24 protein-coding genes are annotated in these 26,169 nt (G+C 72.0%); 14 read left to right on the plus strand and 10 right to left on the minus strand.

The features are described from left to right. Positions 1–240: 240 nt before the first annotated feature. Positions 241–759 (minus strand): EF-hand domain-containing protein, encoded by a 519-nt coding sequence (locus ACZ4VT_RS28575; RefSeq protein ID WP_467953891.1) that lies wholly within the window; start codon positions 757–759, stop codon positions 241–243. A 302-nt stretch (positions 760–1,061) separates the two neighbouring features. On the opposite strand from ACZ4VT_RS28575, the gene ACZ4VT_RS28580 reads away from it, so the two are divergent. Both ACZ4VT_RS28580 and ACZ4VT_RS28585 read left to right on the plus strand, forming a co-directional pair. After that, positions 1,062–1,625, plus strand: coding sequence for a sigma-70 family RNA polymerase sigma factor (locus ACZ4VT_RS28580; RefSeq protein ID WP_361771257.1), 564 nt, complete (start codon positions 1,062–1,064; stop codon positions 1,623–1,625). Next, on the plus strand, positions 1,622–2,899 hold the full coding sequence (locus ACZ4VT_RS28585; RefSeq protein WP_467953893.1) for a maleylpyruvate isomerase N-terminal domain-containing protein: 1,278 nt from the start codon (positions 1,622–1,624) through the stop codon (positions 2,897–2,899). The genes ACZ4VT_RS28580 and ACZ4VT_RS28585 overlap by 4 nt, the downstream gene beginning before the upstream one ends. Positions 2,900–3,400: 501 nt before the next feature. Here the strand turns inward: ACZ4VT_RS28585 and ACZ4VT_RS28590 are convergent. From ACZ4VT_RS28590 to tgmA, 3 genes are read right to left on the minus strand one after another with little or no spacing between them, the layout of a single operon-like run. Continuing rightward, complete coding sequence (locus ACZ4VT_RS28590) at positions 3,401–4,297, minus strand: methyltransferase domain-containing protein (RefSeq protein WP_467953895.1); 897 nt, start codon at positions 4,295–4,297, stop codon at positions 3,401–3,403. Further along, positions 4,294–5,244 (minus strand): ATP-grasp ribosomal peptide maturase, encoded by a 951-nt coding sequence (tgmB, locus tag ACZ4VT_RS28595; protein ID WP_467953897.1) that lies wholly within the window; start codon positions 5,242–5,244, stop codon positions 4,294–4,296. Before tgmB ends, ACZ4VT_RS28590 begins: the two co-directional genes overlap by 4 nt. Then, positions 5,241–5,552, minus strand: a complete 312-nt coding sequence (gene tgmA, locus ACZ4VT_RS28600; RefSeq protein WP_467954037.1) for a putative ATP-grasp-modified RiPP — start codon at positions 5,550–5,552, stop codon at positions 5,241–5,243. Before tgmA ends, tgmB begins: the two co-directional genes overlap by 4 nt. A gap of 442 nt (positions 5,553–5,994) precedes the next feature. Here tgmA and ACZ4VT_RS28605 point away from each other — a divergent pair, with 442 nt between their 5' ends. Then, entirely contained in the window at positions 5,995–7,239 is a 1,245-nt protein-coding gene (locus ACZ4VT_RS28605) for an XRE family transcriptional regulator (protein WP_467953899.1), read from the plus strand. A gap of 7 nt (positions 7,240–7,246) precedes the next feature. Further along, the gene (locus ACZ4VT_RS28610; protein WP_467953901.1) at positions 7,247–7,792 is read left to right on the plus strand and encodes a GNAT family N-acetyltransferase; all 546 of its coding nucleotides are present in this window, start codon (positions 7,247–7,249) and stop codon (positions 7,790–7,792) included. Between the two features lie 21 nt (positions 7,793–7,813). Here the strand turns inward: ACZ4VT_RS28610 and ACZ4VT_RS28615 are convergent, their stop codons facing one another. After that, positions 7,814–9,367, minus strand: a complete 1,554-nt coding sequence (locus ACZ4VT_RS28615; protein WP_467953903.1) for an AMP-binding protein — start codon at positions 9,365–9,367, stop codon at positions 7,814–7,816. Between the two features lie 136 nt (positions 9,368–9,503). Between ACZ4VT_RS28615 and ACZ4VT_RS28620 the strand changes: the two genes are divergently transcribed. The 5 genes from ACZ4VT_RS28620 to ACZ4VT_RS28640 all read left to right on the plus strand — a co-directional run bounded on the left by ACZ4VT_RS28620 (position 9,504) and on the right by ACZ4VT_RS28640 (position 15,517). Then, positions 9,504–10,697 carry an amidohydrolase family protein gene (locus ACZ4VT_RS28620; RefSeq protein ID WP_030706750.1) on the plus strand — a complete coding sequence of 398 codons (1,194 nt, stop codon included), beginning with the start codon at positions 9,504–9,506 and terminating at the stop codon, positions 10,695–10,697. Further along, positions 10,697–11,851, plus strand: coding sequence for an acyl-CoA dehydrogenase family protein (locus tag ACZ4VT_RS28625; RefSeq protein WP_467953905.1), 1,155 nt, complete (start codon positions 10,697–10,699; stop codon positions 11,849–11,851). Before ACZ4VT_RS28620 ends, ACZ4VT_RS28625 begins: the two co-directional genes overlap by 1 nt. A gap of 4 nt (positions 11,852–11,855) precedes the next feature. Continuing rightward, entirely contained in the window at positions 11,856–12,779 is a 924-nt protein-coding gene (locus ACZ4VT_RS28630) for an acyl-CoA dehydrogenase family protein (RefSeq protein WP_467953907.1), read from the plus strand. Between the two features lie 345 nt (positions 12,780–13,124). Next, positions 13,125–13,589 carry an ATP-binding protein gene (locus ACZ4VT_RS28635; RefSeq protein ID WP_030706753.1) on the plus strand — a complete coding sequence of 155 codons (465 nt, stop codon included), beginning with the start codon at positions 13,125–13,127 and terminating at the stop codon, positions 13,587–13,589. 287 nt (positions 13,590–13,876) lie between these two features. Continuing rightward, on the plus strand, positions 13,877–15,517 hold the full coding sequence (locus ACZ4VT_RS28640) for an alpha/beta hydrolase (protein ID WP_467953910.1): 1,641 nt from the start codon (positions 13,877–13,879) through the stop codon (positions 15,515–15,517). A 92-nt stretch (positions 15,518–15,609) separates the two neighbouring features. On the opposite strand, the gene ACZ4VT_RS28645 is transcribed toward ACZ4VT_RS28640, so the two are convergent. Next, positions 15,610–16,299 (minus strand): hypothetical protein, encoded by a 690-nt coding sequence (locus tag ACZ4VT_RS28645; RefSeq protein ID WP_467953912.1) that lies wholly within the window; start codon positions 16,297–16,299, stop codon positions 15,610–15,612. A 110-nt stretch (positions 16,300–16,409) separates the two neighbouring features. Next, entirely contained in the window at positions 16,410–17,336 is a 927-nt protein-coding gene (locus tag ACZ4VT_RS28650) for a cyclase family protein (protein WP_467953914.1), read from the minus strand. 117 nt (positions 17,337–17,453) lie between these two features. On the opposite strand from ACZ4VT_RS28650, the gene ACZ4VT_RS28655 reads away from it, so the two are divergent. Genes ACZ4VT_RS28655 through ACZ4VT_RS28665 form a run of 3 tightly spaced genes read left to right on the plus strand, consistent with a single transcriptional unit; the run spans position 17,454 to position 20,727 of the window. Beyond that, complete coding sequence (locus ACZ4VT_RS28655) at positions 17,454–18,365, plus strand: SDR family oxidoreductase (RefSeq protein WP_467953916.1); 912 nt, start codon at positions 17,454–17,456, stop codon at positions 18,363–18,365. Between the two features lie 14 nt (positions 18,366–18,379). After that, on the plus strand, positions 18,380–19,663 hold the full coding sequence (locus ACZ4VT_RS28660) for an acyl-CoA dehydrogenase family protein (protein WP_467953918.1): 1,284 nt from the start codon (positions 18,380–18,382) through the stop codon (positions 19,661–19,663). After that, the gene (locus tag ACZ4VT_RS28665) at positions 19,660–20,727 is read left to right on the plus strand and encodes a Zn-dependent alcohol dehydrogenase (protein WP_467953920.1); all 1,068 of its coding nucleotides are present in this window, start codon (positions 19,660–19,662) and stop codon (positions 20,725–20,727) included. Before ACZ4VT_RS28660 ends, ACZ4VT_RS28665 begins: the two co-directional genes overlap by 4 nt. Positions 20,728–20,795: 68 nt before the next feature. Here the strand turns inward: ACZ4VT_RS28665 and ACZ4VT_RS28670 are convergent, their stop codons facing one another. Beyond that, entirely contained in the window at positions 20,796–21,413 is a 618-nt protein-coding gene (locus ACZ4VT_RS28670) for a flavin reductase family protein (protein WP_467954039.1), read from the minus strand. 72 nt (positions 21,414–21,485) lie between these two features. Between ACZ4VT_RS28670 and ACZ4VT_RS28675 the strand changes: the two genes are divergently transcribed. Next, complete coding sequence (locus ACZ4VT_RS28675; protein WP_467953922.1) at positions 21,486–21,932, plus strand: hypothetical protein; 447 nt, start codon at positions 21,486–21,488, stop codon at positions 21,930–21,932. A 152-nt stretch (positions 21,933–22,084) separates the two neighbouring features. Next, positions 22,085–22,876 (plus strand): VOC family protein, encoded by a 792-nt coding sequence (locus ACZ4VT_RS28680; protein ID WP_467953924.1) that lies wholly within the window; start codon positions 22,085–22,087, stop codon positions 22,874–22,876. Position 22,877: 1 nt separating this feature from the next. On the opposite strand, the gene ACZ4VT_RS28685 is transcribed toward ACZ4VT_RS28680, so the two are convergent. Next, entirely contained in the window at positions 22,878–23,681 is an 804-nt protein-coding gene (locus ACZ4VT_RS28685) for an enoyl-CoA hydratase/isomerase family protein (RefSeq protein WP_467953926.1), read from the minus strand. A gap of 166 nt (positions 23,682–23,847) precedes the next feature. Next, positions 23,848–26,082: an acetate--CoA ligase family protein gene (locus ACZ4VT_RS28690; RefSeq protein WP_467953928.1), complete on the minus strand. Its 2,235-nt coding sequence runs from the start codon at positions 26,080–26,082 to the stop codon at positions 23,848–23,850. Positions 26,083–26,169 lie beyond the last annotated feature (87 nt).

Genomic DNA, 26,169 nt, shown 5'->3' on the forward strand with positions numbered 1-26,169 from the left:
CCCCCCCCCCCCCCCCCCCCCCCCCCCCCCCCCCCCCCCCCCCCCCCCCCCCCCCCCCCCCCCCCCCCCCCCCCCCCCCCCCCCCCCCCCCCCGAAGCCGGTCCGCAGGGCCGGATACCGGTGAGGCACAGTGGGCCCGTGCGGCGCCGTTGCGGGGGCGCCGCCCCCGGACCCCCGCGCCTCAAACGCCGGCGGGGCTGAACGTGCGCGGCCATGCCGGAGGACCAGGCCGGGTTCGCGCTACGCGTCAGGGGCTTCCACCCCGCAGTACGACGCGAACGCCGACAGGATCTCGTCCTCCGAGATGCGGCCGTCGCCGTCGGCGTCGAGGGCGGTGGCCAGCCGGGGGGCCAGGTCCGGCGCGGTGCCCAGGACGCGCAGGACGCGGGCGGCGGCCTGCGGGGTCGCCCCCGCGCCGTCCTCGTCCGCCACCGCGATCACGGCCCGCAGGAACGGCCGCGCGATCTCCGCGAACCGCTCCGGGTTGTCCCGCAGCCGCTTCGCCGCCCCGGTGATGAACTCCTCGCGGGACACCCGCTGGTCCCCGTCGACGTCCGCGATGCCGGCCATCCCCTGCCAGAACGCCTCGGCCCCCGCGAAGACGGCCTGGCCCCGGTCCGACCGGGCGGCGGTGCCGAATTCGGCCAGGACGGCCTTCGCGGCCGCGCTGAAGTCCTCCCGGTCGATATACCCGGACCCGTCCTGGTCGAAGGTGGCGAATCGGGCGGCGATCTTGCGCTCGTATTCTGCGCTGTCCATGTTCGGCGTTCCGCCTTCACGTATGCGATGGGGTTCAGTTCAAGACAAGGCAGGAGCGTAAGGCCTACGTGGCCAGCGCGTTAAGCGAAGTGGTCAAGGAGGCTGCCGCATCGAACCCGCGCACGGGGAGCGCGGTGGGGCGCGTACGCCTGTCCCCATGTGCCGTCGGCCGTACCACCGTTCACGCCCTGCCACGCCTCTATCACGGAGGGCGCACTTCCAGGGTGAGCTTCTCCCAAAAGGGGCGCGATCCACCATGTGCCCACTACATTCGTTGGGTCGACACACGGCTGGGGGCACTTATGCCGAAGGACGTACCACCGCGCTGGGACCGCCGCATGCAGCAACGCCTGGCCCGCGGCGAGGCCGCCGCGCTCGGAGAGCTGTACGACCGCTTCGCCTCGCTCGTGCACAGCCTGGCGCACCGGGTGCTGGGCGACGAGAAGGCGGCGGACCGGATCACCCGCGAGGTCTTCGGCTACATCTGGGAGAACCCGGACGCCTACGACCCCAAGCAGGGCTCCATGCGCTCCTGGGTCGCCCGGATCACCCAGGGCCAGGCGGTGGCCCGGCTGCGCCAGGCCGAACTGGGCCGGGGCTCCCGCGAGGAGCTGGAGCAGAAGGTGCGCAGCGCCAACGCGGCCGCCCGCGCGGACTACATCGTCACCTCCATGCCCGCGCCGCTGCGCGCCGCGCTCGAACTCGCGTACTTCAAGCGGCGGGACTACCGGCAGGCCGCCGCCGACCTGCAGATCAGCGAGGACGAGGCGCGCCGCCGGCTGCGCCTCGGCCTGCAGCTGCTGTCGACCGCCAACGCCCTCCCGCAGGAGGACACCGCCCAGTCCGGATACGGAACGCCCCGATGAACGGACCTGCCGAGTCGCCCGACGACGGATACGAGCGTCCCGGCGGCCAGGCGCGGATACCGGGTCCGCGCGGCGCCGCCGACGACCTGGACCCGGGGTACGCGCCGCAGCCGACGCGTACGCCGAGGCCGGTGCCGGAACCCGTGCCCGAGCCGTTCCCCGAGCCGGTGGCGCCGCCCTCGCACGCCGTGCTGAAGTCCCTGCTCGGCGCGTGGGCGCTGGCGGCCTGCTCCGCCGAGGAGACCCAGGCGGTCGAGGACCACCTCACCGAGTGCGCCCCCTGCGCGGAGGAGGCGTTGCGGCTGCGGGACGCGGTGGGGCTGCTCCACCCGGAGGAGACCCTCGACCTGAAACCGCTGTTGCGCTCGCGCGTCCTGGAGGACTGCCTGGGCAAGCGGCCGGCGCGCATCCCGGTTCCGGTGTGGGCGAGCCCGTACGACACCGAGACCGCGCGGCTCGACGCGCTGCTGCAGGACTTCGGGGACTCGGAGTGGCACACCCCGGTGCGCCTGAAGTGGTTCGAGGAGGAGCGGCGCCGCTCACAGCGGACGACGGTGGCGGGGGTCATCGGGCACCTGATGACGGTGGACGGGCTGATCGCCAACGCGCTGGGGCTGGACGACCCGCTGGGCCCGGACGCGCCGCCGGGCGGTCCGACCGCGCGGACGGAGCACTTCTGGAACGCGTCGGCGTACCCGCCGACGCGGCAGGTCCGCGACCCGTGGCGGGAGCAGGGGCACACGCTGGTGCGTACGGTGTCCTTCGCCGGCCGGGGCGTCGCCGAGCTGGCCGTGGACTACGGAAGCTTCGCACTGCCGCTCGGGGACGCGTTCCTGGAGCGGGCCTTCGAGTGCTGGGTGCACGCGTGGGACATCGCGGAGGCGGTGGACTATCCGTACGAGCCGCCGTCCGGGCCGCACCTGCACGGGATGATCGACCTGGCGGCGCGGCTGCTGCCGGGTGCGCTGGCGCAGCGGCGGCGCGCGGGCCTGGCGGCGCCGGCGCGGGGCCTGGTCGCGGCGGGCGCGCCCGGGCGGACCCTGCACCTGGAGATCGAGGGCGCGGGTGGCGGAGGCTGGGACATCGCCCTGGACTCGCCGGCGGCGAAGCCGTCGCCGGAGCGCACGGTGGCGGAGATCGCCCTGGACGGCATCGAGTTCTGCCAGCTGGCGGCCGGCCACATCTCCCCGCAGGAGGCGGCGGTGGGCCAGCACGGCGACCGCGAGGCGATCCGCGACGTCCTCTTCGCGGCGGCGTCCCTGAGCCGCCTGTAGCGGGGCGCCCGGGGCACGACTCGCGCGCGTCGGGTACGGGGCCCCGCGTGCGGGGTTTCCGCCCCCTAGCCCCCCACTCGCGTGCGGTGGTTGCCCACCCGCCCCCTCGGCGGCAGGGCGGGGGCTGAGGCTTGCCAGCCGGGATCGGGGGCGGGTGGATTGCGCTTCGGCGGTGCGGGCCTGTGCGGCTTCGCCTTCGGGGCGGCCCTTCGGGCGAGATCAGAGGTGCTCATGGGTTTCCCCGGCGGGCTGGTTGCAACCAGTGCAGTCAGGGGCGCCACGTGATGGTTTGGGCCTCAGGCGTGACGGTGATGGCAAACCTGTCGAGAGAGGGTGATCCGTCGTCATGCCAGCGGGTGACGTATTCAGCGATCCGGTCCCACAGGTTGTCCGGTCCACCCTGCCGTACAAGCCATCGGCCTCCGTCCCGCCGCAGTGCTGCCCACCCGCCCGCTTCGACGTCGAGGAGGAGGTGTTCCGTTCGGCCGTCGCGGTCCAGGGTCATGCGCTGAGTGCGGGGAGCCGCGAGCTGGGCGACGAACCGTGTGTCCCAGTCGTCGAGTACGTGGGGGCCGAGGTCCGTGGGCTGTTCGTCGGCTTGGTCGAGGCCGGGGAGGAGGCCGAGCGGCGGAGGTGTCTGCGGGCGGGCGAGCATAAAGGAGTTCCGGCCGTCGAGAAACCGGCCCACAGCGGTGCCGTCTTCGCCAACTGTGAGGCAAGCGAGTTCTGAGGAGTACATCCAGCCGCCGACGGCGGTGAGGATGATGCCGCAGGCGTGGTCTGATCCACCCACTCGTACGGAATGGTGACCGTTCCGCAGTAGGCGATTGTCCTGTCGTACGGTCCGCCGTCCTTCCACCCGGAGAGACCGTCGCCGACGACCACGGTGGGCGCGTAGCCACAGCGGCCCAGGGCGTTGCGGGCGCGGGCGGCGATGTCCGGGTCGATCTCCACGGCGGTGACGTGGTCGCTGCCGAGACGGTGGCAGGCGAGGCCGCTGGAGTAGCCTGTGCCGATGCCGACGAGGAGAAGCCGGTGCCCTGCCTCCACCTGTAGGTCTTCGAACATTCGCACCACCAGGGACGGCAGAGTGCTCGACGACGTCGGCAGTCGTGTGATTTCCCCGCGCAGGTCCCCGGGGACGATCGTGCCTGCGATCTGTGTGACGAGGGAGCTGTCCGCGTAGCAGGACGTCAGCCACGACGGAGTTTCAGGCATCACCGGCGCCCACGCAGTGGGGCGGCCGGGTACATCGATGCGTTCGAAGTACCCGCCGCTCAGGAACTCGTGACGTGGGACCGTCTCGACCGCCGTCCGCCAGGGGGTCGTACGCAAGTGGCCGGCTCTGGCGAGCCGTTCGGCGAGCTGGAGCCGCAGTTCTGCGGCGTCTTCGTTCATGCGCTGTTCCTTTCCAGGAGATCAGCCATGGCCGCGACCATGGGCAAGCCGGTTTCGGGCTCCAGCCATGCCCACTGTCCGGACGGGTTGCATTCGAGGAACCACCACGTCCCGGCGTGATCGATGGCGAAGTCGAAAGCGCCGAAGACCAGCCCGAACAACGACATGTAGCGGAACAGTGCTGTGGTGACTTGGGGAGGGGGCTGTACGACGCTGTAGGTCAGCTGGTCGTAGTCGGTGCGCCAGTCCAACAGGTCGGAGTCGATGCGGACCGCGAAGACCCGGTCGCCGATCACGGTCACCCGCATGTCGGCCACTTTGTGGACGCGCTGTTGAAACAGGTGGGCTGTGCCGGACACCCGGCCGTCGATCTCGTCGGCCGTCACTTCCTTCACCTCGACCGTGCATGAGACTCTGTCGATGCGGTAGAGCGGCGTCGACAGAGGTTTGTAGATCACCGGCCCCTCTTCCTCGATGAAGCCGCGGGCGGCGTCCGGGTCGGATGTGATGAGCGTGGCCGGGACTCGGAACCCGGCCGTGACGGCGGCCGCGAGACCAGAGGGCTTGAACTCGGCGTCGCCGATGCGGTGCGGGTGATTGACGTACAGGCAGCCTGACAAGGAGGCGATCACGCCACCGAGGCCGTACCGGGCTTGGGTGAGCGCGAACCGCGCGTCGTGCTCGGGCAGGTGGGGGAAGGCGAATCCGGACGGCCGTCGGTAGTAGAGGGACCGGATCCGTGTCAGGTCCACTGTCCGGGTCGGGGTGGTCAGGGACCCCTCAATGCCATCAGATGTGATGTATGCCGCGAACGACAAGGTGGCGGGAAACTGCCCGGAGTCGAGCCGCACGACAGGGACGCCCCGGTCGTGGAGCTCGCGAATCACCAGGTCGGCCGTGGGGTCGTCGTTTATGGTGACGACCATCACCGGGCCGGAATGGCTCACTGGTCGTTGTCATTCCCGGTGTCCTGGTCGCCGCCGCCGGAACCGCCACCGCTGCTGCCGTCGGATGGGTTTCCGGTGTTGGTCGCGGGGTTGGTGCCGGTGCTGGTCCCGTGCGCGGGCATCGCCATCGGCCGGCCATCCGCTCCGTAATAGCGGGCGGTCTGCGTGTCTGCGTCGATCGCGACGCGTCCGTAGGCGGTGGTCGCGGCGGGGTACGGGGTCATGCGCCGGACACCCCAGGGGACGGGCGTGGCATGTCCCGTGGGCAGAGCATCACTGGAGGGCATGCGGTCTACGTGATTGAACACCGTCTTCTCCTTCATGTCCTGGGAACCGTCCTGAGGACGGGCTGGTGAACGTCCATGCCGCGCTGTGCACGCGTTTTGAGGACGACGAGGCTTGCGGGATCGGTGGTGATCCACTGGTCTGCGAGGAGGACGTCAGCGGGGCGGAGGATCCATACGGCGCCTGATGCGACGTCGGTGACAATCGCCTCCCGGCCGTCTTCGTCCCTGACCAGATCCCCGACCCATGCCCGGCCCCGAGTGACGACAGGGTCGTTGTTTGCGTGATCGTTCCTCACTGTGTCCAGGCCTCCTGCCAAATCAGCGGCTGTGCTGGATTCAGTGAACCGTTCTCTCGATGGCTCTGAGTAGGACGATCCATGGAGATCAACAACGCTGCAGCTAGGGCGATTTGACGTTCCGTTGACCTGACGTGACACCAGCGCCGGGGCTACCGTGAGCCGACATGGACGCAGTGCCGAACCACGCGTTGGCGGCATGGATGAAGGAGCAGGGTTACAGCTCCCGGGAGCTTGCCGATCGGGTCAATCGTGCGGTGGGTGAGCTGACCGGGAAGCTGGGTGGGCTGGATGATTCCAGCATCCGGGCATGGCGGTCGGGCCGTGTTCGCTGCCCGAAGGGGGCGCAGCGCGCGGCGTTGGAGTTGATCAGCGGACGCAGTGCCCTGGCTTTGGGATTCGTGTGCCGTACTCGCACCAAGGACCAGGAGCCACCCGTGGACCGCCGTACCTTCATTGCCGCCGCCGCCGCGACAGCTGTGTTGGGCGGGGCCGTCCCACGGCGGGTGGGCATGGCGGATGTGGCGCTGATTCAGCAGCGGTTCTCCGACATCATCGCGTCCGATCACCGGCATGGCGGGCAGCTCGGTATCGAGAATCAGGCAGCGAGGCTCGCCGACGAGGCGCTGGCGCTTCAGGCGATCGGAACGGCATCGCAGCGTGTCAGGGCCAGCCTGTACGCGTCGGCGGCGAGCTTTCGTTCTTCTGCGATGTGGGCGGCGATCGATGGGCGTCGGTTCGGTGACGCGGCAAACCACATGCGGGAGGCTCAGTCACTGGCGGAGTTGTCGGGTGATCCGGCGATCAAGTTCCGGATCTGGTCACATGCGGGAACGATGTATCGGCACTTGGGGCGGCCGGCGGAAGCGGCGGCAGCGAATGACGTTGGCCGCGGTCTGGGCCTCACTCGCCGGGATCCGATGTTCGCATCGCTCGGGCTGGCCAGGCATGCGGCGATCCAGGCAGCGGTCGGGGACCGGGCCGCGGCGCGACGGTCGTTCGGGCAAGCCAAGGAAGCCATGGACCGGGCCGACCCGGGTGAGGTTCGGCCTGTGTGGCTGACCGCTTTCTACGATGCGGCCGAGATCGATTCGCTGGCTCTGTCCGCGTACTCCTCGCTCGGAGACTGGGCGGCGGCGGAGGCCTGCGGGCACCGGTGCCTTGCCGTACTGCGGCCACACATGGTTCGGTCGAGGGCGATCACCACCGCCCGCCTCGCGCGGGCGCAGCTTGAGCAGAGGGAGGTTGAATCGGCTGTGACGACCGCGGTGGGCGTTGCCGCCGATGCGGCCGCCGGTCACCCCCGGGTGTCGGCGATGCTCGTGGCTTTCGGCAACCGGCTGAACCAGATCGCCCCCGGAAGCAGCCACGCGGATGCGTGGCGGTCCCACACGGTCCGATTGAAGGTGTGAGTCCACGATGACTGTTCCGGAGTCCCGCATACGCCGACACGGCACGTTGACGCCCGATCTGCGGGCGGCGCTCGCCGACGTGTACGCGCAGGTGCGCGCGGACCTTCTCGACCACCCGAACTACCGGGTGGATGTCTTCGTTGAGCGGCTGGAGCGGCATGCCGCCGAACCGGGGTGGGCCGTGGCCGTGGCGTACGAGCTGGGCGGCGCGGCCGTCGGGTACGCCTACGCGAACACGGTTGGCCCCAGGGACCGCTGGTGGAAGCGGATGGCCGTTCCCGTTACCCCGCGCTTCACCGCGCGGGACACCGTCGCGGTGAAGGAGATCGGCGTGACCCCCGCACACCGTGGCGTCGGGCTGGCCCGCCGGATGCATGACGCCCTCCTTGCCGGGCGGGCGGAGCCCTACGCCACGCTGATGGTGAATCCGGCTGCCGGGGACGGGAAGGTCATGAGGTTGTACGAGGGCTGGGGGTATCGCGAGATCGGCGCGGTGCAGCCGGGCCCGGACGCACCGTGGCTGGTGTGCATGGGGCGCTCCCTCCGCGTGTGAGACGAGCCGCCCCGCCTCCCGTCAGGCGTAGCGTTCGCGGAGTTTGTACTTGAGGATCTTGCGCAGGGCCTCGTTGCGGGGGAGGGAGTCCAGGAGCTCCAGCTGTTCCGGGAGCTTGTGGGTGGCCAGGCCTTCCGCGCGGAGGTACGCCGTCAGCTGGGGCAGGGTCAAGGGGGCGGTGCCCGGGCGCTGTTCGATCACCGCGCAGACGCGCTCGCCGCGGGCCGGGTCGGGGAGGCCGATGACCGCGACGTCCGCGACGCCCGGGAGGCGGTGGAGCAGGTCCTCGATCTCCTTCGCCGAGATGTTCTCGCCCTTGCGGATGATGACGTCCTTGCTGCGGCCGGTGAGGACCAGGTAGCCCTCGTGGGTCAGGTGGCCGAGGTCGCCCGTGATCAGGTAGCCGTCGGTGTCGAATGCCTCCGCCGACTGGTCGCGGTTCAGGTAGCCCTGGCAGACGGCCTCGCCCCGGAGCCGGACCTCGCCGTCCGTGTTCGGGGGGAGCGGGGTGCCGTCGGGGGTGGTGATGCGGATGGACATGCCCGCCGGGGGGCGGCCCTCGGTGGTCGCCAGGTGGTCGGGGGTGTCGTCCGGGGAGCCCATGGTGATCATGGGGACCTCGGTCATGCCGTAGCCGTGGGTCAGCTGGCAGCCCATTTCGCGGACGACGGCGTGGTAGATCTCCGGCGGCTTCGGGGCGCCGCCGCCCGCGAGGAGGCGGAGGGTGGGGACGGGCTTCGACGAGGGGTCCTTGCGCTGTTCGGTCAGGAACAGGGAGTAGAAGGCGGTCGATCCGCCGGCCACCGTGACCCCGTGGCGGCGGTAGCCGTCCAGCGCGTCGGGCATCGCGAACTTCTCGAAGAGGACCGCGGGGAAGCCGTACAGGAGCAGCATCACCAGGTAGTCCGGGCCGCCTATGTGCGCGTACGGGAAGGCCATCGAGCCGACGTCGTACGGGGTCAGGTGCAGGGCGTGCGCGAGGCAGGAGCCGCCCGCGATGAGGGAGCGGTCGGTGTGCAGGACGCCCTTGGGGTCGGAGGTGGTGCCGGAGGTCCAGTAGATCCACCGGACGTCCGTGCCGGAGGGCGGCGGCGCGGGGAGTACGGAGGGGTCGCCGTCCGGGAGGCCGGCGTAGGCCTCGAACACGCCGCGCGCGCCGAGCCGGCGCGCCATCGCGGGGTGGTCGAAGCCGCGCCAGACCCCGGGGACGGCGAGGAACTCGGCCTTGGACTCGCGGAGCGCGAAGCCGACCTCGCGGTCGCGGTAGAAGGGGATGACCGGGCTCTGGACGGCGCCGATCCGGGCGAGGGCGACGGAGAGCAGCACGGTCTCGATGCGGGTGGGGAGCTGCCAGGCGACGACCGTGCCGGGGCGGACGCCCATGCCGTGGAGGCCGGCGGCGACGCGGTCGGAGCGGTCGCGCAGTTCCCCGAAGGTCAGCCGGCGGTCGTGCGCCGGGTCCTCGGCGGCCTCGATCAGGACGGTGGCGTCCGGGGTCAGTGCGGCCCGGCGGGTGATCAGTTCCCACAGGGTGCGGGAGCGGCTCAGTTCTGTCGCGGTCGCGGTGTCCGTCATCCCAGACCTCCCCATAGCTGACGGTTAGTCAGATCAAGCGCAGAGCGTAGGGCTCCGGCGCTTGTCGGTCCAGGGGTGGCGGGGCTAGCTTGTTTCTGACGATCCATCAGATTGGCACGCGATTGGGGAGACGGCCATGGGACTGGAACTGCCTCGGATCATCAGCGTCGACGACCACGTGATCGAACCCGCACACCTCTTCGACGTCTGGCTGCCCGCCAAGTACCGCGACCGCGGACCCAAGGCACTCACCGCCGGCATCGGCGAGCTGGCGTACACGGGCGGCAAGTACGTGATCACCATGGATCCCGACGGCCCGCCGACCGACTGGTGGATCTACGAGGACCTGAAGTTCCCGTACAAGCGCAACATCGCCGCCGTCGGCTTCGACCGCGACGACATGACCCTGGAGGGGATCACCCGCGAGGAGATGCGCCGCGGCTGCTGGGACCCGAAGGCGCGCCTCGCCGACATGGACCTCAACCACGTCGAGGCCTCGCTCTGCTTCCCCACCTTCCCGCGCTTCTGCGGGCAGACCTTCGCCGAGGCCCACGACAAGGAGGTGGCCCTCGCCTGCGTGCGCGCCTACAACGACTGGATGGTCGAGGAGTGGTGCGGCGACAGCGGCGGCCGGCTGATCCCGCTGTGCATCATCCCGCTCTGGGACATCGACCTGGCCGTCGCGGAGATCCGGCGCAACGCCGCACGCGGGGTGCGCGCCGTGACCTTCTCCGAGATCCCCACCCACCTGGGCCTGCCGTCGATCCACTCCGGCTACTGGGACCCCTTCTTCGCCGTCTGCCAGGAGACCGGCACGGTGGTCAACATGCACATCGGGTCCAGCTCCCAGATGCCCGCCGCCTCCCCCGACGCGCCGCCCGCCGTCCAGGCCTCGCTCAGCTTCAACAACGCCATGGCCTCGATGATGGACTTCCTCTTCAGCGGCGTCCTGGTGAAGTTCCCGACGCTCAAGCTCGCCTACAGCGAGGGCCAGATGGGCTGGATCCCGTACGCCCTGGAGCGCGCCGACGACGTCTGGGAGGAGCACCGGGCCTGGGGCGGCGTCCGCGACCTGATCCCCGAGCCGCCGTCCACCTACTACTACCGGCAGATCTTCTGCTGCTTCTTCCGCGACAAGCACGGGATCGCCTCGATCGACGTCGTCGGACGCGACAACGCCACCTTCGAGACCGACTACCCGCACGTGGACTCGACCTTCCCGCACACCAAGGAGGTCGCCCTCGACCACGTGAAGGGACTCGACGAGCTGACGATCCACAAGCTGATGCGCGGCAACGCCATCCGCATGCTCGGCCTGGACCTCGTCTGATGGATCTGACCTGCACCGAGGAGGAAGAGGACTTCCGGGCACGGCTGCGCGCATGGCTCGGCAAGGTGCTGCCCGAGCTGCCCGCCAAGCCGTCCCCGGACGACTGGCCCGGCCGGCGGGCGTACGACCTCGGCTGGCAGCGCAGGCTGTACGAGGCCGGGTACGCGGGCCTGCACTGGCCGGTGGACGCCGGCGGGCGCGGGGCCACCCCGACCCAGCACCTGATCTTCCTGGAGGAGACGGAGCGCGCCGGCGCCCCGTACGTCGGCGCGAACTTCGTCGGGCTGCTGCACGCCGGTCCGACGATCGCCGCCGAGGGCAGCGCCGGGCAGCGGGCACGCTGGCTGCCGCCCGTGCTGCGCGGGGACGAGGTGTGGTGCCAGGGGTTCAGCGAGCCGGACGCGGGCTCGGACCTCGCCTCCCTGCGCACGCGGGCGGTCCGCGACGGCGACGACTACGTGGTCACCGGGTCGAAGATCTGGACCTCGCACGCGGAGGTCGCCGACTGGTGCGAGCTGCTGGTGCGGACGGACCCGCAGGCCCCCAAGCACCGCGGGATCTCCTGGCTGGCCATGCCGATGGACGCGCCGGGGGTCACCGTACGGCCGCTGCGCACGCTCGCCGGGTCGACCGAGTTCGCGGAGGTGTTCCTCGACGAGGTGCGGGTCCCGGTCGCGAACCGGGTCGGGGCCGAGAACGACGGCTGGCGCGTCACCATGGTCACCCTCTCCTTCGAGCGGGGCACCGCCTTCGTCGGCGAGGTCGTCGCCTGCCGCCGCACCCTGGGCGAGCTGGCGCGCACGGCGAAGGCGAACGGCCGCTGGGACGATCCGGTGCTGCGGCGCAGGCTGGGGCGGCTGTACGGGGAGTTCGGCGCGCTGTGGCGGCTCACGCAGTGGAACGTCAGCGAGTCGGAGGGCTCCGGCGGGGTCCCCGGCATCGGCGGCTCGGTCTTCAAGCTCGCGTACTCGCACGCGCGGCAGGACCTGTACGAGGTGGCGGCGGAGGTGCTGGGCGCCGGCTCCCTCTCCCTGGAGGAGGAATGGACGCTGGACCGGCTCTCCTCGCTCTCGTACACGATCGCGGCGGGCACCTCGCAGATCCAGCAGAACATCGTCGCCGAGCGGATCCTCGGCCTCCCGAAGGGCCGGTGAGGGCATGCACTTCCAGCCGACGGAGGAGCAGCGGGACCTGCGGGCGGGCGTACGGGAACTGCTGGCGGGGCGGTACGGGCGTGAGGCGCTGCGGGCTTCGGTGGACACGGGCGTCGCCGTGGACCGCGGGCTGTGGCGGGAGCTGGGCGAGGCGGGCTTCTTCGCGCTGCGGCTGCCCGAGTCCGCCGGGGGCGTCGGCCTCGGTCTCCCGGAGGCGGTGCTCGTCTTCGAGGAGGCCGGGCGGGCGCTGCTGCCGGGGCCGCTGGTGGCCACGCACCTGGCCGCCGGGGTGGTCCCGGGGGCAGCGGTGGGGACGGCGGTGGTGACCGCCTTCGACCTGGGCGGCGGCCCGGGGGGCGGCCCGGGAGGCGGCCTGGTCGCGCACCTGGGGGAGGCGGACGCGGTGCTGGGGGCTTCCGGGATGCCGGCCGGGTCACCGGTGCGCTCGGTGGACCCGCTGACGCCGCTGCACCGGGTGGCGTCGCCGCCCGGGGACGTGTCGGAGTACCGCTCGGCGGGCGCGCTGCTGACGGCGGCGCTACAGGTCGGCAGCGCGCTGCGGACGGTGGAGCTGGCGGTCCGGTACGCGGGCGAGCGCGAGCAGTTCGGGCAGCCGATCGGGGCGTTCCAGGCGGTCAAGCACCTGTGCGCGCGGATGCTGGTGCGGGCGGAGGTGGCCCGTACGGCGGTCTACGCGGCGGCGGTGACCGGTGATCCGGGGGAAGTGGCGGCGGCCAAGCTGCTGGCGGACGGCGCGGCGGTACGGGGTGCCCGGGACTGTCTGCAGGTGCACGGGGGGATGGGCTTCACGTGGGAGGCGGACGTGCACCTGCACCTGAAGCGGGCGTGGGTGCGGGCCGAGCAGTGGCGCACGGCGGGGGAGGCGGAGGAACTGCTGGCGGCGGAGCTGCTGGACGCGGCGGAGTAGCCGTTCGCGGTCGTCGCGGGGTACGGGAGGGACGGCGCGGGGCACGGGAGGGACGCTGCGGGACGCATGTCCGATTACAGAGAGTTGATATCGGTTTGTGTCCTTCGCCCCCGCCGTTACGGACCGGAGTCGGGGGCCTGCTCCGGTACGCTCCCACAGATGCGAGCGGTTGAGCGGCGCGAGCGTCGCACAGTATGCACCACGCCCACTCCTTCGCGCGGGAATATGCCCGAAGCGCTTGTTGTGGTGACTGTATGTCAACCATGCTGCTCCGCAAGGGGATCACAGTGGGTGATCCCATCCTGTCGCGAGGCGAAGTGTCCGCCGGTTCGGATGGTGTGAGCGGTGCAGGTGCTTCAGGTTCAGCTGGAGGTAGGCGCGGACCCAGCCGAGGTCGGCCGGGCCCGCCGATGGGCACGGTCCCGGTTGGCGGGGTCGGGCATAGGGGATGACGAGCCGCTCGCCGAGACGCTGATCCTGCTGATCTCCGAGCTGGTCACCAACGCCGTCGTGCACACGGGCTGCCCGGCGGTGCTGCGGATGCTGTTCGGGGGACCCGGGGTGCGGGTCGAGGTGGCCGACGCGAGCGACCGGGCGCCGGCCCGCCGGCGGGCGGCCGGTGACGACACCGGCGGCCGCGGCCTGGAGCTGGTGGACGGCCTGGCGGACCGCTGGGGCTGGCAGCGCGAGGGTGCGGGCAAACGCATCTGGTGCGAGATCGACCGCGCGGAGAAGGCGGCGTCGGACTGCGCCTCCGACGGCCCGTCGGAAGTTCACCCCCCGACCCGGGAACCACGCTTGTACCTCTAACGAGGTGTTGACGTTCCGTCACATCTTGATCACCCTGGTGTGGAGCGATTCGACGCGAGGGGACGCCAAGGACACGCCTTGACGAGTGCGGGTCGCGGGGTGGCGGCTGCCGTGCCGCGCTCGGGGCGTGCATGCGCGCCGCCGCCACCCGCAGAACCTGCCGCGCCTCCTCCTGGGGGAGGAGGCCGGACCGGGCCGCGGGTCCCGGGCGCCGGGGGAGGGCGGGACCCGCGACCTCGTGCCCGTGGCAGATGTGCCGTGCCGGCGCCGGTTCCTAGCCTCGGGGCATGCGATCACACGAAGCGGCCGATGCGCCGCCCACCGCCGACCGAACCCTCGGCCCCGCCGCTCGTCGCGCGTTCTCCGTGGGTCTCGTCCTCGCCGCCTGCCTCGCCACCACCCCCGCCCTCGCCGTCGCTGCCGAGGCCGCGTCCGCCGGGGCCGCGCCCGCGTCCGCGTCCGCCGCGAACCGTTCCGGCGCGGGGCTCGACCGGTACTACCAGCAGCGGCCGGCCTGGGGCAGCTGCGTCACGGGCCCCGACGACACCACGGGCCCTGATCTGGACAAGGCGGGTGTGCAGTGCGCGGACGTGACCGTGCCGCTGGACTACGCCGCCCCCCGGGGCCGCACGATCACCGTGGCGATATCCCGGCTCAAGGCCACCGACACCCGTCACCGCATCGGCGCGATCCTGCTGAACACGGGCGGCCCCGGCGGCCCCGCACGGGCATACCCGCCGACGGCCCGCGCGGCGATGAAGGAAGTCGGGGCCCGCTACGACATCGTCGGCTTCGACCCGCGCTTCGTCGGGCGCAGCACCCCGCTGGACTGCGGCTGGCCCCTCGGTATGACCTGGCTGTCGGCCGGCTCCGACCGGGCGGGCTTCGACCGGCAGGTCGCCCTGCAGAAGAGCCTGGCCGACAAGTGCCGGGCCACCGGTGCCTCCGTGCTCCCGCACATCAGCACCCGCAACACCGCCCGCGACATGGACGTCATCCGCGGCGCGCTCGGCGAGCGGAAGATCTCCTACCTGGGCTACTCCTACGGCACCTACCTGGGCACGGTCTACACCCAGATGTTCCCCGGCCGCCACGACCGGATGGTGCTCGACGGGGCGATCGACCCGGGCGACTACCGCCCCCGACTGCTGGAAGGCACGGAGCGCGAGAACGAGAAGGCACTGTCCGACTGGGCGGGCTGGGCGGCGGAGCGCCACGGCACCTACGGCCTCGGCCGCACCCGCGCCGAGGTGCTCGCCTCCGTCGACCGCGTCGTCGCGGCGGCCGCGCGCGGCCCGCTGACCATCGGTTCGGGCGCCGACGCCTTCCGGATCGACGACAGTCAGGTGCCGCTCCTGCTGTTCTCGGGCATCGCGGACGACACCGAGCCCGCGCGGGCGTCCTTCGGCGAGCTGCTGTCCGTACTGGTCGAGGCCGCCGGCGGGGCGCCCACCACGCTGCCCGCGGGGTTCGCCGGGGAGCTCCGGTACGTGCTGCGCGGGGAGGGCGAGCCCACGGGAGCGCAGTCCGCGATCATCTGCGGGGACGTGGCCGCCGGGCGCGATCCCGAGCAGTACTGGCGGGACATCGAGCGCAGCCGCGCCGCGCATCCCCTGTTCGGCCCGCTGACCCGCAACATCAACCCGTGCGCCTTCTGGGACCGGCCGCGCGAGGAGCCCACCCGGGTGCGGCATGACGCCTCCGTGCTGATCGTGGCCGCCACCGGCGATCCGCGCACCACGTACAAGGGCAGCGTCGAGCTGCGCCGGCAGCTGCCGAGCTCCAGGCTGATCACCCTGGAGGGCGCGAACCGGCATGCTCTCTACGGGAGTTACGCCAACGCCTGCGTGGACGACCAGGTCAACAGGTACCTGGCCACCGGCAAACTGCCGGCGAAGGACCGGACCTGCGTCAAGGAGACCGACTGAGACCGACTGAGACCGACTGAGGCCGGCGTCGGCGGCCACGGCCACCCGCTGTCCCGGGCATCGCGCCGGGACAGCGGGCAGGCAGACAGCTGCTAGCCGTCCGTGCAGATGACGTCGTACGGGCGGCCGATGGCCATGGTGAGTTCGATGGGGTCGGTGGTGCCGGAGGGGCACTCGGCCTTGGTCTTGACGAGGCCGAGGACCTTCTGGGCGCCCGAGCCGCCGCAGGCGACCTCCTTGGCCTGGTTGGTCACGCAGTCGCCCTTCACCAGCTGGCCGCCGCCGGCGCCCGCGTCACCAGGGTGGTCGTTCGACAGGTTGCGGCCGCAGACGGTGTTGGTGGGGATGCCGCTCGACTTGGAGCTGCCGTAGGAGATGCTCACGTCGATCATCAGGTCCGTGCCGGGCGGGCACTGGATCGCGCCCGGGAGGATGCTCGCCTCCTTGATGTCGATGGCCTTGAAGGTGGCGCCGGAGTCGGAGCAGCCCGTCCGCTTGTACCCGTCGGGGGCCTTGGCCGGGTCGGGTCCGCCGCAGTCGCCGACCTTCCACGCGCTGGAGGTGTCGGAGGAGGACTCGGGGGAACCGGGGTCCTTGGCCGTGGGCTTGGCGGAGGGGGACGCCGAGGTGGACGCCGACGGCTTGCCGTCGTCCTTGCGGAACGTCTGCAAGGCGAAGTAGCCGCCGATGACGATCACGGCGAGGACGATGACGGCGACGGCGTTGCCGCCCGAGCGGCGCCTGGGGGCGGGCGGTGGCGTTACCTGGTACGGGTTGGCCATGCGGGCTTCTCCTGCGGGGAAGGTGGTGGGGACGGGTGTGACGCGCGCGTACGGGGACGCGTCATGTCCACCTCATGGTTCCACTGCGCACGGCACCCGCGCGGCCGGGGTCAGAGGACGGCCACCGGGGCCACCGGGGTGCCCGTACCGCCGACGAAGGGTTCCGGCATCGCGGAGAGGAGGAAGGAGTACCGGTTTTCTTCTGCACAGGCTGTGGACAACTTTTCGAGGTCCCAGTTCTGGCCCTGGTGCATGCCCATCTCGACCAGGTCGAGGGCGTGCACCGGCAGCCACAGGTCGTCGATCTCCGGCGGGAAGATCTCGAAGGTGAGGGTGTCGTTGGCGACGGCCGCCACGTCCCGGGCGTGGAACCACTCCGGGGTGCGCACCGAGAGGCCGGGCGAGGGGAAGCCGTAGCCGTGTCTGTCACCCGCCAGGTAGACCTGGATCTGGCCGGTGCGGACCAGGACGATGTCGCCCGCGCGGACCGTGACCCCGCCGAACTCCTCGGCCTCCGCCAGGTCTTCCGGGGTCACCGCGTGGCCCCCCTCCAGCCGGTCCAGGCCCTTCGCTCGGGCCACGTCCAGGAGGACCCCGCGCGAGACGATGGGGCCGGCCTTGTCGATGCCGCTGTACTCGGCGCGGCCGTGCGCCGTGATGGTGCCGGCCGGGCGGCCGTTGTAGATCTTCCCCGAGTGCGAGACGTGAGTGAGGGCGTCCCAGTGGGTGCCCGCCTGGAGGCCCATGCTCACGGCGTCGTCGCTGCACGCCACCGTGCCCGGGCCGAAGATCTCCTGGTTGATCTGCACCATCGTGTGCAGCGGGTTGATCCGGCCCGGGATCATGCCGACCTGCACCCCGTCCTCCTTGAGGGGGAGGGCGAGCGGGATGCGGCGGCCGCTGCGGATCTCCGCCGCGGCGGCCCGGACGACCTCGTCCGTGATCAGGTTCAGGGTGCCGATCTCGTCGTCGGCGCCCCATCGTCCCCAGTTGTTGACGCGCTTGGCGATGTCGTGGAAGGCGGCGGGCAGGGTCATGGGCGTCGACAGCTCCTTGCGTGGATACGGCAACGACGGCAACGAGGGCTTGTGCAGGTGCGTCTGACTACCCATAGAATCTAACGGTCCGTCAGAAAACGCGGGAAGGGGCCGGACGTGGGGAACTTCTTGGCAGGCAAGGTCGTCGCCGTCACCGGCGCCGGCCGGGGCATCGGGCGGGCCGTGGCACTCGCCGCGGCCGCCGAGGGCGCCAAGGTCGTCGTCAACGACTACGGCGTGGGGATCGGGGGCGGCGAACCGACCAGCGAGGTCGCCGACGGCGTGGTGAAGGAGATCCAGGCCGCCGGCGGCGGGGCCGTCGCCGTCGCCGACGACATCTCCACCATGGCGGGCGGCCAGCGCATCGTCGACACCGCGCTCACCGAGTTCGGCCGCATCGACGGCGTCGTGTGCGTGGCCGGCATCCTGCGCGAACGGATGCTGTTCAACATGTCCGAGGAGGAGTGGGACCCGGTGGTCGCCACCCACCTCAAGGGCACCTTCACCGTCTTCCGCGCCGCCTCCGCCGTCATGCGCAGGCAGGGCTCGGGCACCCTGATCGGCTTCACCAGCGGCAACCACCAGGGCTCGGTCGCCCAGGCCAACTACAGCGCGGCCAAGGGCGGGATCATCTCCCTCGTCCGGTCCGCGGCACTGGGCCTGGCCAAGTACGGGGTGACGGCCAACGCCGTCGCACCCGTCGCCCGTACCCGCATGTCGGCGAACGTGCCCATGGAGCTCAAGGAGATCGGCGAGCCGGAGGACGTGGCCGCGCTGGTCATCTACCTGCTCAGCGACCGCGCCAAGGCCGAGGACATCACCGGGCAGGTCTACACGATCGCCGGGCCGAAGATCGCCGTCTGGGCGCAGCCGCGCGAGCTGCGCGCCGCGTACGCCGAGGGCTCCTGGACCCCCGAGAAGATCGCCGACTTCCTGCCCGGGACGGTGGGCACCGACCCGATGCCGATGCTGGCGCAGCTGGAGGCCATGGCCAGGGCGGCGGCCGCCAAGGACCGCCCCAACGCGTAGGGGGCCTGAGCGGGATGGACTTCAGCTTCGGGGCCGAGGACGAGGAGCTGCGCGGGCACGCCCGGGCGTGGCTGACGGAGCACCTCGTGGGCCCGTACGCGCAAGTGCTCGGCCTCGGCGGGCCGGGCAGCGAACACGAGGGGGTCGAGGCGCGGCGCGCGTGGGAGCGCGAGCTGGGCCGCGGCGGCTGGATCGGGCAGGGCTGGGAGGTCCCGGCCGGGGCGTACGGGCAGCGGCGGCTCACGCTGACCGGCCAGGTGGTGTGGGCCGAGGAGTACGCGGCGCTGCGCGCGCCCGGCCGGGTCGGCCACATCGGGGAGAACCTCCTCGCGCCCACGCTGATCGCGTACGGCAGCCAGGAGCAGCGGGACCGCTTCCTGCCCGGCATCGCGCGGGGCGAGGAGCTGTGGTGCCAGGGCTACAGCGAGCCGGGGGCCGGCTCCGACCTCGCGGGGATCCGTACGGCCGCGGTACGGGACCCGGCCGACGGGCTGTACCGGGTCACCGGGCAGAAGATCTGGACCTCCCTGGCCCGGGACGCCGACTGGTGCTTCGTCCTGGCCCGCACCGAGCCCGGATCGCGGCGCCACCGGGGGCTGTCGTTCCTGCTCGTACGGATGGACCAGCCGGGGCGGGTCGAGGTACGGCCGATCCGGCAGATGTCGGGGACCTCGGAGTTCAACGAGGTGTTCTTCGACGGGGCGGTGGCGGCGGAGGCCGTCGGCGGGGAGGGCGACGGCTGGAGCGTGGCCATGGGCCTGCTCGCCCTGGAACGCGGGGTCTCGACGCTGGTGCAGCAGATCGGCTTCGCGGCCGAACTGGAGCGGGTGCTGGCGGCGTACGCGGCGCGGGCGGCTCCGGGCACGCGGGCTCCGGGCACGGCGGCTCCGGGCACGCGGGCTCCGGGCACGGCGGTTCCGGGCACGGCGGTTCCGGGCACGGCGGATCCCGTTTTGCGGGACCGGCTCGTGCGGCAGTGGGCCGAGCTGCGCACCATGCGGTGGAACGCCCTCCGCACGCTCGGCGCCACCGACGACGCGGGCGCGCCCAGCGTGGCCAAGCTGCTGTGGGGCGGCTGGCACCGGCGGCTCGGGGAGCTGGCTGTGGAGGTCCGCGGTGCGGCGGCCACCGCCGGGCCGGCGGCCTGGGCGCCCGGGCTCCCGTACGAACTCGGACTCGACGAGGAACAGCGGCTCTTCCTGTTCACCCGCGCCGACACGATCTACGGCGGCTCGGACGAGATCCAGCGGAACATCATCGCCGAGCGCGTGCTCGGCCTGCCTAAGGAGTCCAGGTGAGAGGCGTCGTATTCGACGGCAAGCAGGCCCAGGTGGTCGACGACCTGGAGATCCGGGACCCGGGACCGGGCGAGGTGCTGGTCGCGATCGGCGCGGCCGGGCTGTGCCACAGCGACCTGTCCGTCATCGACGGGACGATCCCGTTCCCGCCGCCGGTGGTGCTCGGGCACGAGGGCGCGGGCATCGTGGAGGCCGTGGGCGCGGGGGTCACCCACGTGGCGCCGGGCGATCACGTGTCGCTGTCCACCCTGGCCAACTGCGGGGCGTGCGCGGACTGCGACCGGGGCCGGCCGACGATGTGCCGCAAGGCGATCGGGATGCCCGGGCAGCCGTTCTCGCGGGGCGGGAAGCCACTGTTCCAGTTCGCCTCCAACTCCGCTTTCGCGGAGCACACGATCGTCAAGGCCGTCCAGGCCGTGAAGATCCCCGCCGACATCCCGCTGACCTCGGCGGCGCTCATCGGCTGCGGGGTCCTCACGGGAGTGGGCGCGGTGCTGAACCGGGCCCGCGTCGACCGCGGCGAGTCGGTGGTCGTCATCGGCACCGGCGGCATCGGGCTGAACGTGCTCCAGGGGGCCCGGATAGCGGGGGCCACGACGATCGTCGCCGTGGACGCGAACCCGGCGAAGGAGGCGGTGGCCCGCCAGTTCGGGGCCACGCACTTCATCGACGCGTCCGCGGTGGCCGACTCCCCGGCGGCGGTGCGCGAGATCCTGCCGACCGGCGCCGACCACGCCTTCGAGTGCGTGGGCAACGTCAAGCTGATCCGGCAGGCCGTGGACCTCCTGGACCGGCACGGTCAGGCGATCCTGCTGGGCGTGCCCGGATTCACGGAGGAGGCGTCCTTCCTCGTCTCCTCCATGTACCTGGACAAGACGATCATGGGTTGCCGGTACGGGTCCTCCCGCCCGCAGCGTGACATCGCGCTGTACGCCGAGCTCTACCGGCAGGGCCGGCTGCTGCTGGACGAGCTGGTGACGGAGGTCTACCCGGTGGAGGACTTCGCCAAGGCCGTCGACGACGCCCACCACGGGCGGGTGGCGCGCGGGGTGCTCACCTTCTGACCGCGGAAAGGGTGGCTCCGGGCCGCGCCCGGAGCCACCCTTTCGCGTCTTCGCGCCCGATCGCCGTGTCAGTCGGCCAGGCGGCCGAAGCGGCCCTTGTGGAAGAGGAGCGGGTCGCCCTCGCCGGCCGCGCCCATGGCGACGACCCGGCCCACGACGATGAGGTGGTCCCCGCCGGTGTGCACGGCCTGGACGCGGCAGTCGATCCAGGCGGGCACGGCGTCGAGCTGCGGTGATCCGGTGACGGGGGCGGGGGTGTGGCCCACCCCGGCGAACTTGTCCGCGCCGCTGACCGCGAAGGACCGGCACAGCTCGCCCTGCTCGGCGCCGAGGATGTTGACGCAGAACACCCCGGCGCGGGCGATCCGCGGCCAGGTGGTCGACGTACGGGCCACCATGAAGGTGACCAGGGGCGGGTCGAGGGACAGCGAGGCGAAGGACTGGCAGGCGAAGCCGGCCGGGCCGTCCTCGTCCTCGCCGGGCGGCGCGGTGATGACGGTGACCCCGCTGGCGAAGTTCCCGAGCACGGCCCGGAACTCGGCGGGGCTGACCGGGGCGCGCTCGTCCTCGCCGACGGCGCGCAGATCGGGGCGCGGCAGGGCGTCGACGGGCTCGGGTTCCCGCTCCGCCGCGGCGGAGGTGGGGGAGCCGACTGACCTGAGGTATCGGACGACGGTGGCCGCCATCCCTGCATGTCCCATCACACCGACGATTGAAGCTGACGGTTCGTCAGATAGGAAGAGGCGGGCGCCGGCGCGTTGACGGATCGCGCTGACCTCGGGCCTTCACGCCGGGCGCCAACGACCCTCGTCGAGGACACCTTCGCCCTCATCGCCGACGCGGGCGATCACGGCCACGCCGACCTCAGGCTGTTGACGGTCCTGCGCCTCTGGGGCGAGATCCTGGTCTCCGCCGAGTACGGGCGGCTGTGGGGGCGCATGGAGCCCCTGCTGGTGCGCGACGGCGAGAACCACTCGCGCTTCTACTACCCGCACCACCATCACGATGCCAAGAAGCACGCGCTGGAGACCGTGAACATGCTGGTCACCAGCCACTGCGACCGGCTGGGCAACCGGCTGCGGCAGTTGATCGGCGACGGCGCGGCCACCGCCGACTGCTTCAGGGAGGCGGAGCTGCGCGCGCTGCGGCTCAAGGTCAGCTTCTACGACCAGTTCCTGCCGGCGCTGGAGCGGGTCGGCAGCTGAAGCGGGAGCCTGGCGCGAGCCGCCCCGGCCCCTTTTTCCCCCACACGAGTGAAACCCCCCGCCCCCGTGGGTCCGTACGCCGGGCCGGGGGTGGAGGCTCGGCATCGTGGCAGCGAACCTCGTACCGCTGCCGTACTCCCGGGAGGACCCCCATGCTCGGCACCGACTTCCGTACCGGATCACCCAACTGGCTCGACCTCGGCAGCCCCGACACGACCGCGGCGGCCGCCTTCTACGGCGCCGTCCTCGGCTGGGACTTCGCCTCCGCCGGGCCCGAGGCCGGTGGCTACGGCTTCTTCCAGGTGAACGGGAAGACCGTCGCCGCGCTCGGACCGCTCACCGAGGAAGGGGCCACGTCCGCCTGGATGCACCACTTCATGACCCCCGACATCGAGGCCACCGCCGCGGCCGTCCGCGACGGCGGCGGCACGGTCCGGATGGAGCCCGGCGACGTCATGGGGGAGGGCCGGCTCGCGCACTTCACCGACCCGCAGGGCGCGGAGTTCGCCTGCTGGCAACCCGGGAACACCGCCGGGTTCGAGGTTGCCTCCGACGAGAACACGCTGGTGTGGGCGGAGCTCCACGTGCCGGACCCGGTCGCGGACATCGGCTTCTATGCCGAGCTGTTCGGGTGGCGGTACGCCGAGATGGAGGTGCCCGGGATGACGTACCGCGTCCTGAGCACCGCCGACGGGGACCAGGAGGACGCCTCCTTCGGCGGGGTCGCCCCGCTCGGCGAGGGCGCGGGCAGCGGGGAGGAGAAGGCGCGCTGGGTGCCGTACTTCCACGTGGCGGACGTCGACGAGACCATCGCGAAGGCGCAGAAGAACGGCGGGTCGGTACTCATGCCGGCGGCGGACGTACCGGACGTCGGGCGACTCGCGTGGCTGGCCGACCCCTTCGGCGCGGTGTTCGCGCTGCTCAAGCCCACCCCCGGGATGTAGCTCACCGGCCCAGGTACTTGGGCGTGCGGCGCTCCACGAAGCTCGCCACGCCCTCGTTCGCGTCGGCCGTGGTCATGTTGACCTCCTGAGCGGTGGCCTCGGCGGCCAGGGCCGTCGCCCGGTCACCGTCCAGGGAGGCGTTGACCAGCTGTTTCGTCAGGGCGAGGGCCCGGGTGGGGCCCTGCGCGAGCCGCTCCGCCCACGCGCGGGCGGTCGCCTCCAGCTCCTCGGCCGGCACCACCTTGTTGACCAGGCCGAGGCGCTCGGCGTCGGCCGCCGGGAGGGCGTCGCCGAAGAACATCAGCTCCTTGGCCTTCTGCGGCCCGACGAGACGGGGCAGCAGGTACGCGCCGCCGCCGTCGGGGACCAGGCCGCGGCGGACGAACACCTCGATGAACCGGGCGGGTTCGGCGGCGATGACGAGGTCGCAGGCGAGGGCGAGGTGCGCGCCGATGCCGGCGGCCGTGCCGTTGACGGCCGCGAGGACGGGCTTCTCGCAGTCCAGCACCGCGGTGATCAGGCGCTGCGCGCCGAGGCGGATCATGCGGGCCACGTCGCCGGCGACGCGCTCGGCGGCGGGGGCGCCGCCGCCGCGGAGGTCCGCGCCCGCGCAGAAGCCCTTGCCGGTGGCGGTGAGGACGACGGCGCGCACCGCCGGGTCGGCGGAGGCTTCGGCGAGCAGCGCGATGACGCGCTCGCGCTGGTCCCAGGTGACCGCGTTCATGGCCGCGGGGCGGTTGAGGGTGATCCACGAGACGTTGTTCTCGGTGCGGTGGAGGACTTCGTCCTCCGTGATGCCGGTCATGGGTGAGCTCCCGTTCGTCTTGAGCCCCGCCGGCGATCGAGGCGCGGGGTCTGGGGCGGAGCCCCGGGAAACGGCGGGGCTGGATCTTTCAGCCCCGCCGGCGTTTGAGGAGCGGCTCCGGGCGGAGCCCGGCGGGGTCTGGGGCGGAGCCCCGGGAGACGGCGGGTCAGCGGCAGATGGCGAGGGCGTCCAGGGCCACCGCCCCCTGGCCGCGGGGGAGGACCATCAGGGGGTTGATGTCCAGCTCGGAGAGCGCGTCCCCGAGTTCCAGCGCCATCCGCTGGATCCGCAGGACGACCTCCACCAGCGCGTCCACGTCGGCCGGGGGCGCCCCCCGTACGCCTTCCAGCAGGGCGTGCCCGCGCAGTTCCGTGAGCATCGCGCGGGCCTGGTCCTCGCCGAACGGCGGGACGCGGACCGCCGCGTCGTGCAGGACCTCGACCAGGACCCCGCCGAGGCCCACCGTCACCGTCGGGCCGAAGAGGTCGTCCTGGGTGACGCCGACGACCATTTCGACCCCCCGCTCCACCATCTGGCAGACCAGGATCCCGTCGAGCGGCACGTTCTCGTACCGCGCGATGTCGGTCAGCTCCCGGTACGCGTCGCGGATCTGGCTCGCGGAGGTCAGGCCGATCTTCACCAGGCCGAGTTCCGTCTTGTGCCCCAGCTGCGGGCCCGAGGCCTTCATCACCACCGGGTAGCCGACCAGGCCGGCCGCGCGGACGGCCGCCGCCGCGCTCGTCACGAGCTGCTCGCGGGGGACCCGTATCCCGTAGGCGCGCAGCAGCTGTTTCGCCGCGTGCTCGCTGAGCTGCTGGCCGGGCCGCATGAGGGCCTGCGCCTTGCGGTACGAGGGTGAGGGCGTGCGTGGTGCGTCCTCGAAGGGGGAGCGGTAGCCGGCGGTGAAGCGGTGGTGGCCGAGGTAGGCGCGCACGGCGGTGATGCAGTTGCCGAAGGTGCGGAAGGTGGCCACGCGGGAGGAGCCGAGGAGGGTGGTGCGGTAGGCCTCCTCGGTGCCGACGGGAGAGCCCCAGATCACGCAGATCAGCTTGTCCGAGGTTTCCGCCGCGTCCACCAGGTCCTGGGCGAGCTTGTCGCTCATCGGGGGGAAGGGGCCCGTGATGGGGCAGATCAGGACGCCGACGGACGGGTCGGCGAGGATCGCGTCGATGATCTTGCGGCCGCGCCAGTCGCCGACCGGGTGGCCGCCGTTGTCGACGGGGTTGGCGACGTTCAGGTACTCCGGGATCCACTGGTGGAGTTCCTGCTGCCTGGCCTCGGAGAGGGTGGGCAGGCTCAGGCCCGCCTCCGTCGCCAGGTCGGAGAAGTGGGCTCCGGTGCCGCCGGAGATGGAGTAGACGACGACTCCGTCGGCCTGCGGTTTGCGGGCCCGGGCGAGCAGGGCGGCGGTGTCCTGGAGCTCGTCCAGGCCGTCGACGCGGATCACGCCGAACTGGCGCATGGCGGCGTCCACGACGGTGTCGGCGCCGGTCAGCTTTCCGGTGTGGGAGGCGGCCATGCGGGCGCCGGTCTCGGTGCGGCCGACCTTGACGGCGACGACGGGGACGCCGTTGCGCGCGGCGCGGTCGGCGGCGAGGAGGAAGGACCGGCCGTCCTTGAGGCCTTCGACGTAGCAGGCGATGGCTCCGACCTCGGGCTGCTCGGCGAAGTAGGAGATGAAGTCGGAGGTCTCCAGGTCGGCCTCGTTGCCGGTGGGTGCCCAGTGGGAGAGGCGGATGCCGAGCTCCTGGAGGGTGTAGACGGGCCGGCCCTGGTGGCCGGACTGGGTGATCAGGGCGATGGCCGGGCCGTCGAGGTCGTCGCGGAACTCCTCGAAGGCGTTGAGGTTGGTGTTGGGGCCGAGGAGGCGCAGGCCGGAGCGCTGGACGGCGGCGCCGAGCCGGTCCTGGGCGGCGGCGCCCGCGTCGCCGGTCTCGGCGAAGCCGGAGGCGAAGGCGACGGCGAACTTCACCTTGGTCTCGGCCAGTTCCTCGATGACGGGGAGCGGGTCGGCGACGAGGAGGACGGCGAGGTCCACCTGTTCGGGCAGGTCGGCCACGGAGGGGTGGCAGGTCAGCCCGAAGACGGTGGGGCGGGTGGGGTGCACGGGGTGGATCCGGGCGCCGACGCGTTCCGCCCAGGCGATGAGCTGGCGGGTGATGCCGGTGTTAGGTCTGCCCTCGGCGTCGGAGGCGCCGATGACGGCCACGGACTCGGGCCGGAAGAACCGGTCCAGGTCGGGCACGTCGGCGTGCAGCGGCCGGCCGCTGACGTCGACGGCGACCGCGTCGTCGGCGGAGGGGGCCGCCGACGAGTGGACGGCCGTCCTGGGGGACTCCCCGCAGGCCTCGACACGTGCGCGGAAGTCGGTGGTGAGGGTGCCGTGAGTAGATCCAAGCATCGTTCCGCCCGCTCCTGCTCGATGAACCTTGATGGAACACTGGAACTCAATAACTGACGTGTAGTCAGATTACTGAACTGACGTGCC

The organism is Streptomyces sp. NPDC029164, from assembly GCF_055563995.1.

Bases quoted from the DNA above. Each gene is read 5' to 3' on its own strand.
- ACZ4VT_RS28585 (WP_467953893.1), top strand. From the start codon at position 1,622: ATGAACGGACCTGCCGAGTCGCCCGACGACGGATACGAGCGTCCCGGC.
- ACZ4VT_RS28615 (WP_467953903.1), bottom strand. From the start codon at position 9,367: ATGACGGACACCGCGACCGCGACAGAACTGAGCCGCTCCCGCACCCTG.
- ACZ4VT_RS28690 (WP_467953928.1), bottom strand. From the start codon at position 26,082: ATGCTTGGATCTACTCACGGCACCCTCACCACCGACTTCCGCGCACGT.
- ACZ4VT_RS28610 (WP_467953901.1), top strand. From the start codon at position 7,247: ATGACTGTTCCGGAGTCCCGCATACGCCGACACGGCACGTTGACGCCC.
- ACZ4VT_RS28670 (WP_467954039.1), bottom strand. From the start codon at position 21,413: ATGGCGGCCACCGTCGTCCGATACCTCAGGTCAGTCGGCTCCCCCACC.
- ACZ4VT_RS28580 (WP_361771257.1), top strand. From the start codon at position 1,062: ATGCCGAAGGACGTACCACCGCGCTGGGACCGCCGCATGCAGCAACGC.
- ACZ4VT_RS28645 (WP_467953912.1), bottom strand. From the start codon at position 16,299: ATGGCCAACCCGTACCAGGTAACGCCACCGCCCGCCCCCAGGCGCCGC.
- ACZ4VT_RS28640 (WP_467953910.1), top strand. From the start codon at position 13,877: ATGCGATCACACGAAGCGGCCGATGCGCCGCCCACCGCCGACCGAACC.
- ACZ4VT_RS28620 (WP_030706750.1), top strand. From the start codon at position 9,504: ATGGGACTGGAACTGCCTCGGATCATCAGCGTCGACGACCACGTGATC.
- ACZ4VT_RS28650 (WP_467953914.1), bottom strand. From the start codon at position 17,336: ATGACCCTGCCCGCCGCCTTCCACGACATCGCCAAGCGCGTCAACAAC.
- ACZ4VT_RS28625 (WP_467953905.1), top strand. From the start codon at position 10,697: ATGGATCTGACCTGCACCGAGGAGGAAGAGGACTTCCGGGCACGGCTG.
- ACZ4VT_RS28630 (WP_467953907.1), top strand. From the start codon at position 11,856: ATGCACTTCCAGCCGACGGAGGAGCAGCGGGACCTGCGGGCGGGCGTA.
- ACZ4VT_RS28575 (WP_467953891.1), bottom strand. From the start codon at position 759: ATGGACAGCGCAGAATACGAGCGCAAGATCGCCGCCCGATTCGCCACC.
- ACZ4VT_RS28660 (WP_467953918.1), top strand. From the start codon at position 18,380: ATGGACTTCAGCTTCGGGGCCGAGGACGAGGAGCTGCGCGGGCACGCC.
- ACZ4VT_RS28590 (WP_467953895.1), bottom strand. From the start codon at position 4,297: ATGAACGAAGACGCCGCAGAACTGCGGCTCCAGCTCGCCGAACGGCTC.
- ACZ4VT_RS28680 (WP_467953924.1), top strand. From the start codon at position 22,085: ATGCTCGGCACCGACTTCCGTACCGGATCACCCAACTGGCTCGACCTC.
- ACZ4VT_RS28685 (WP_467953926.1), bottom strand. From the start codon at position 23,681: ATGACCGGCATCACGGAGGACGAAGTCCTCCACCGCACCGAGAACAAC.
- ACZ4VT_RS28605 (WP_467953899.1), top strand. From the start codon at position 5,995: ATGGACGCAGTGCCGAACCACGCGTTGGCGGCATGGATGAAGGAGCAG.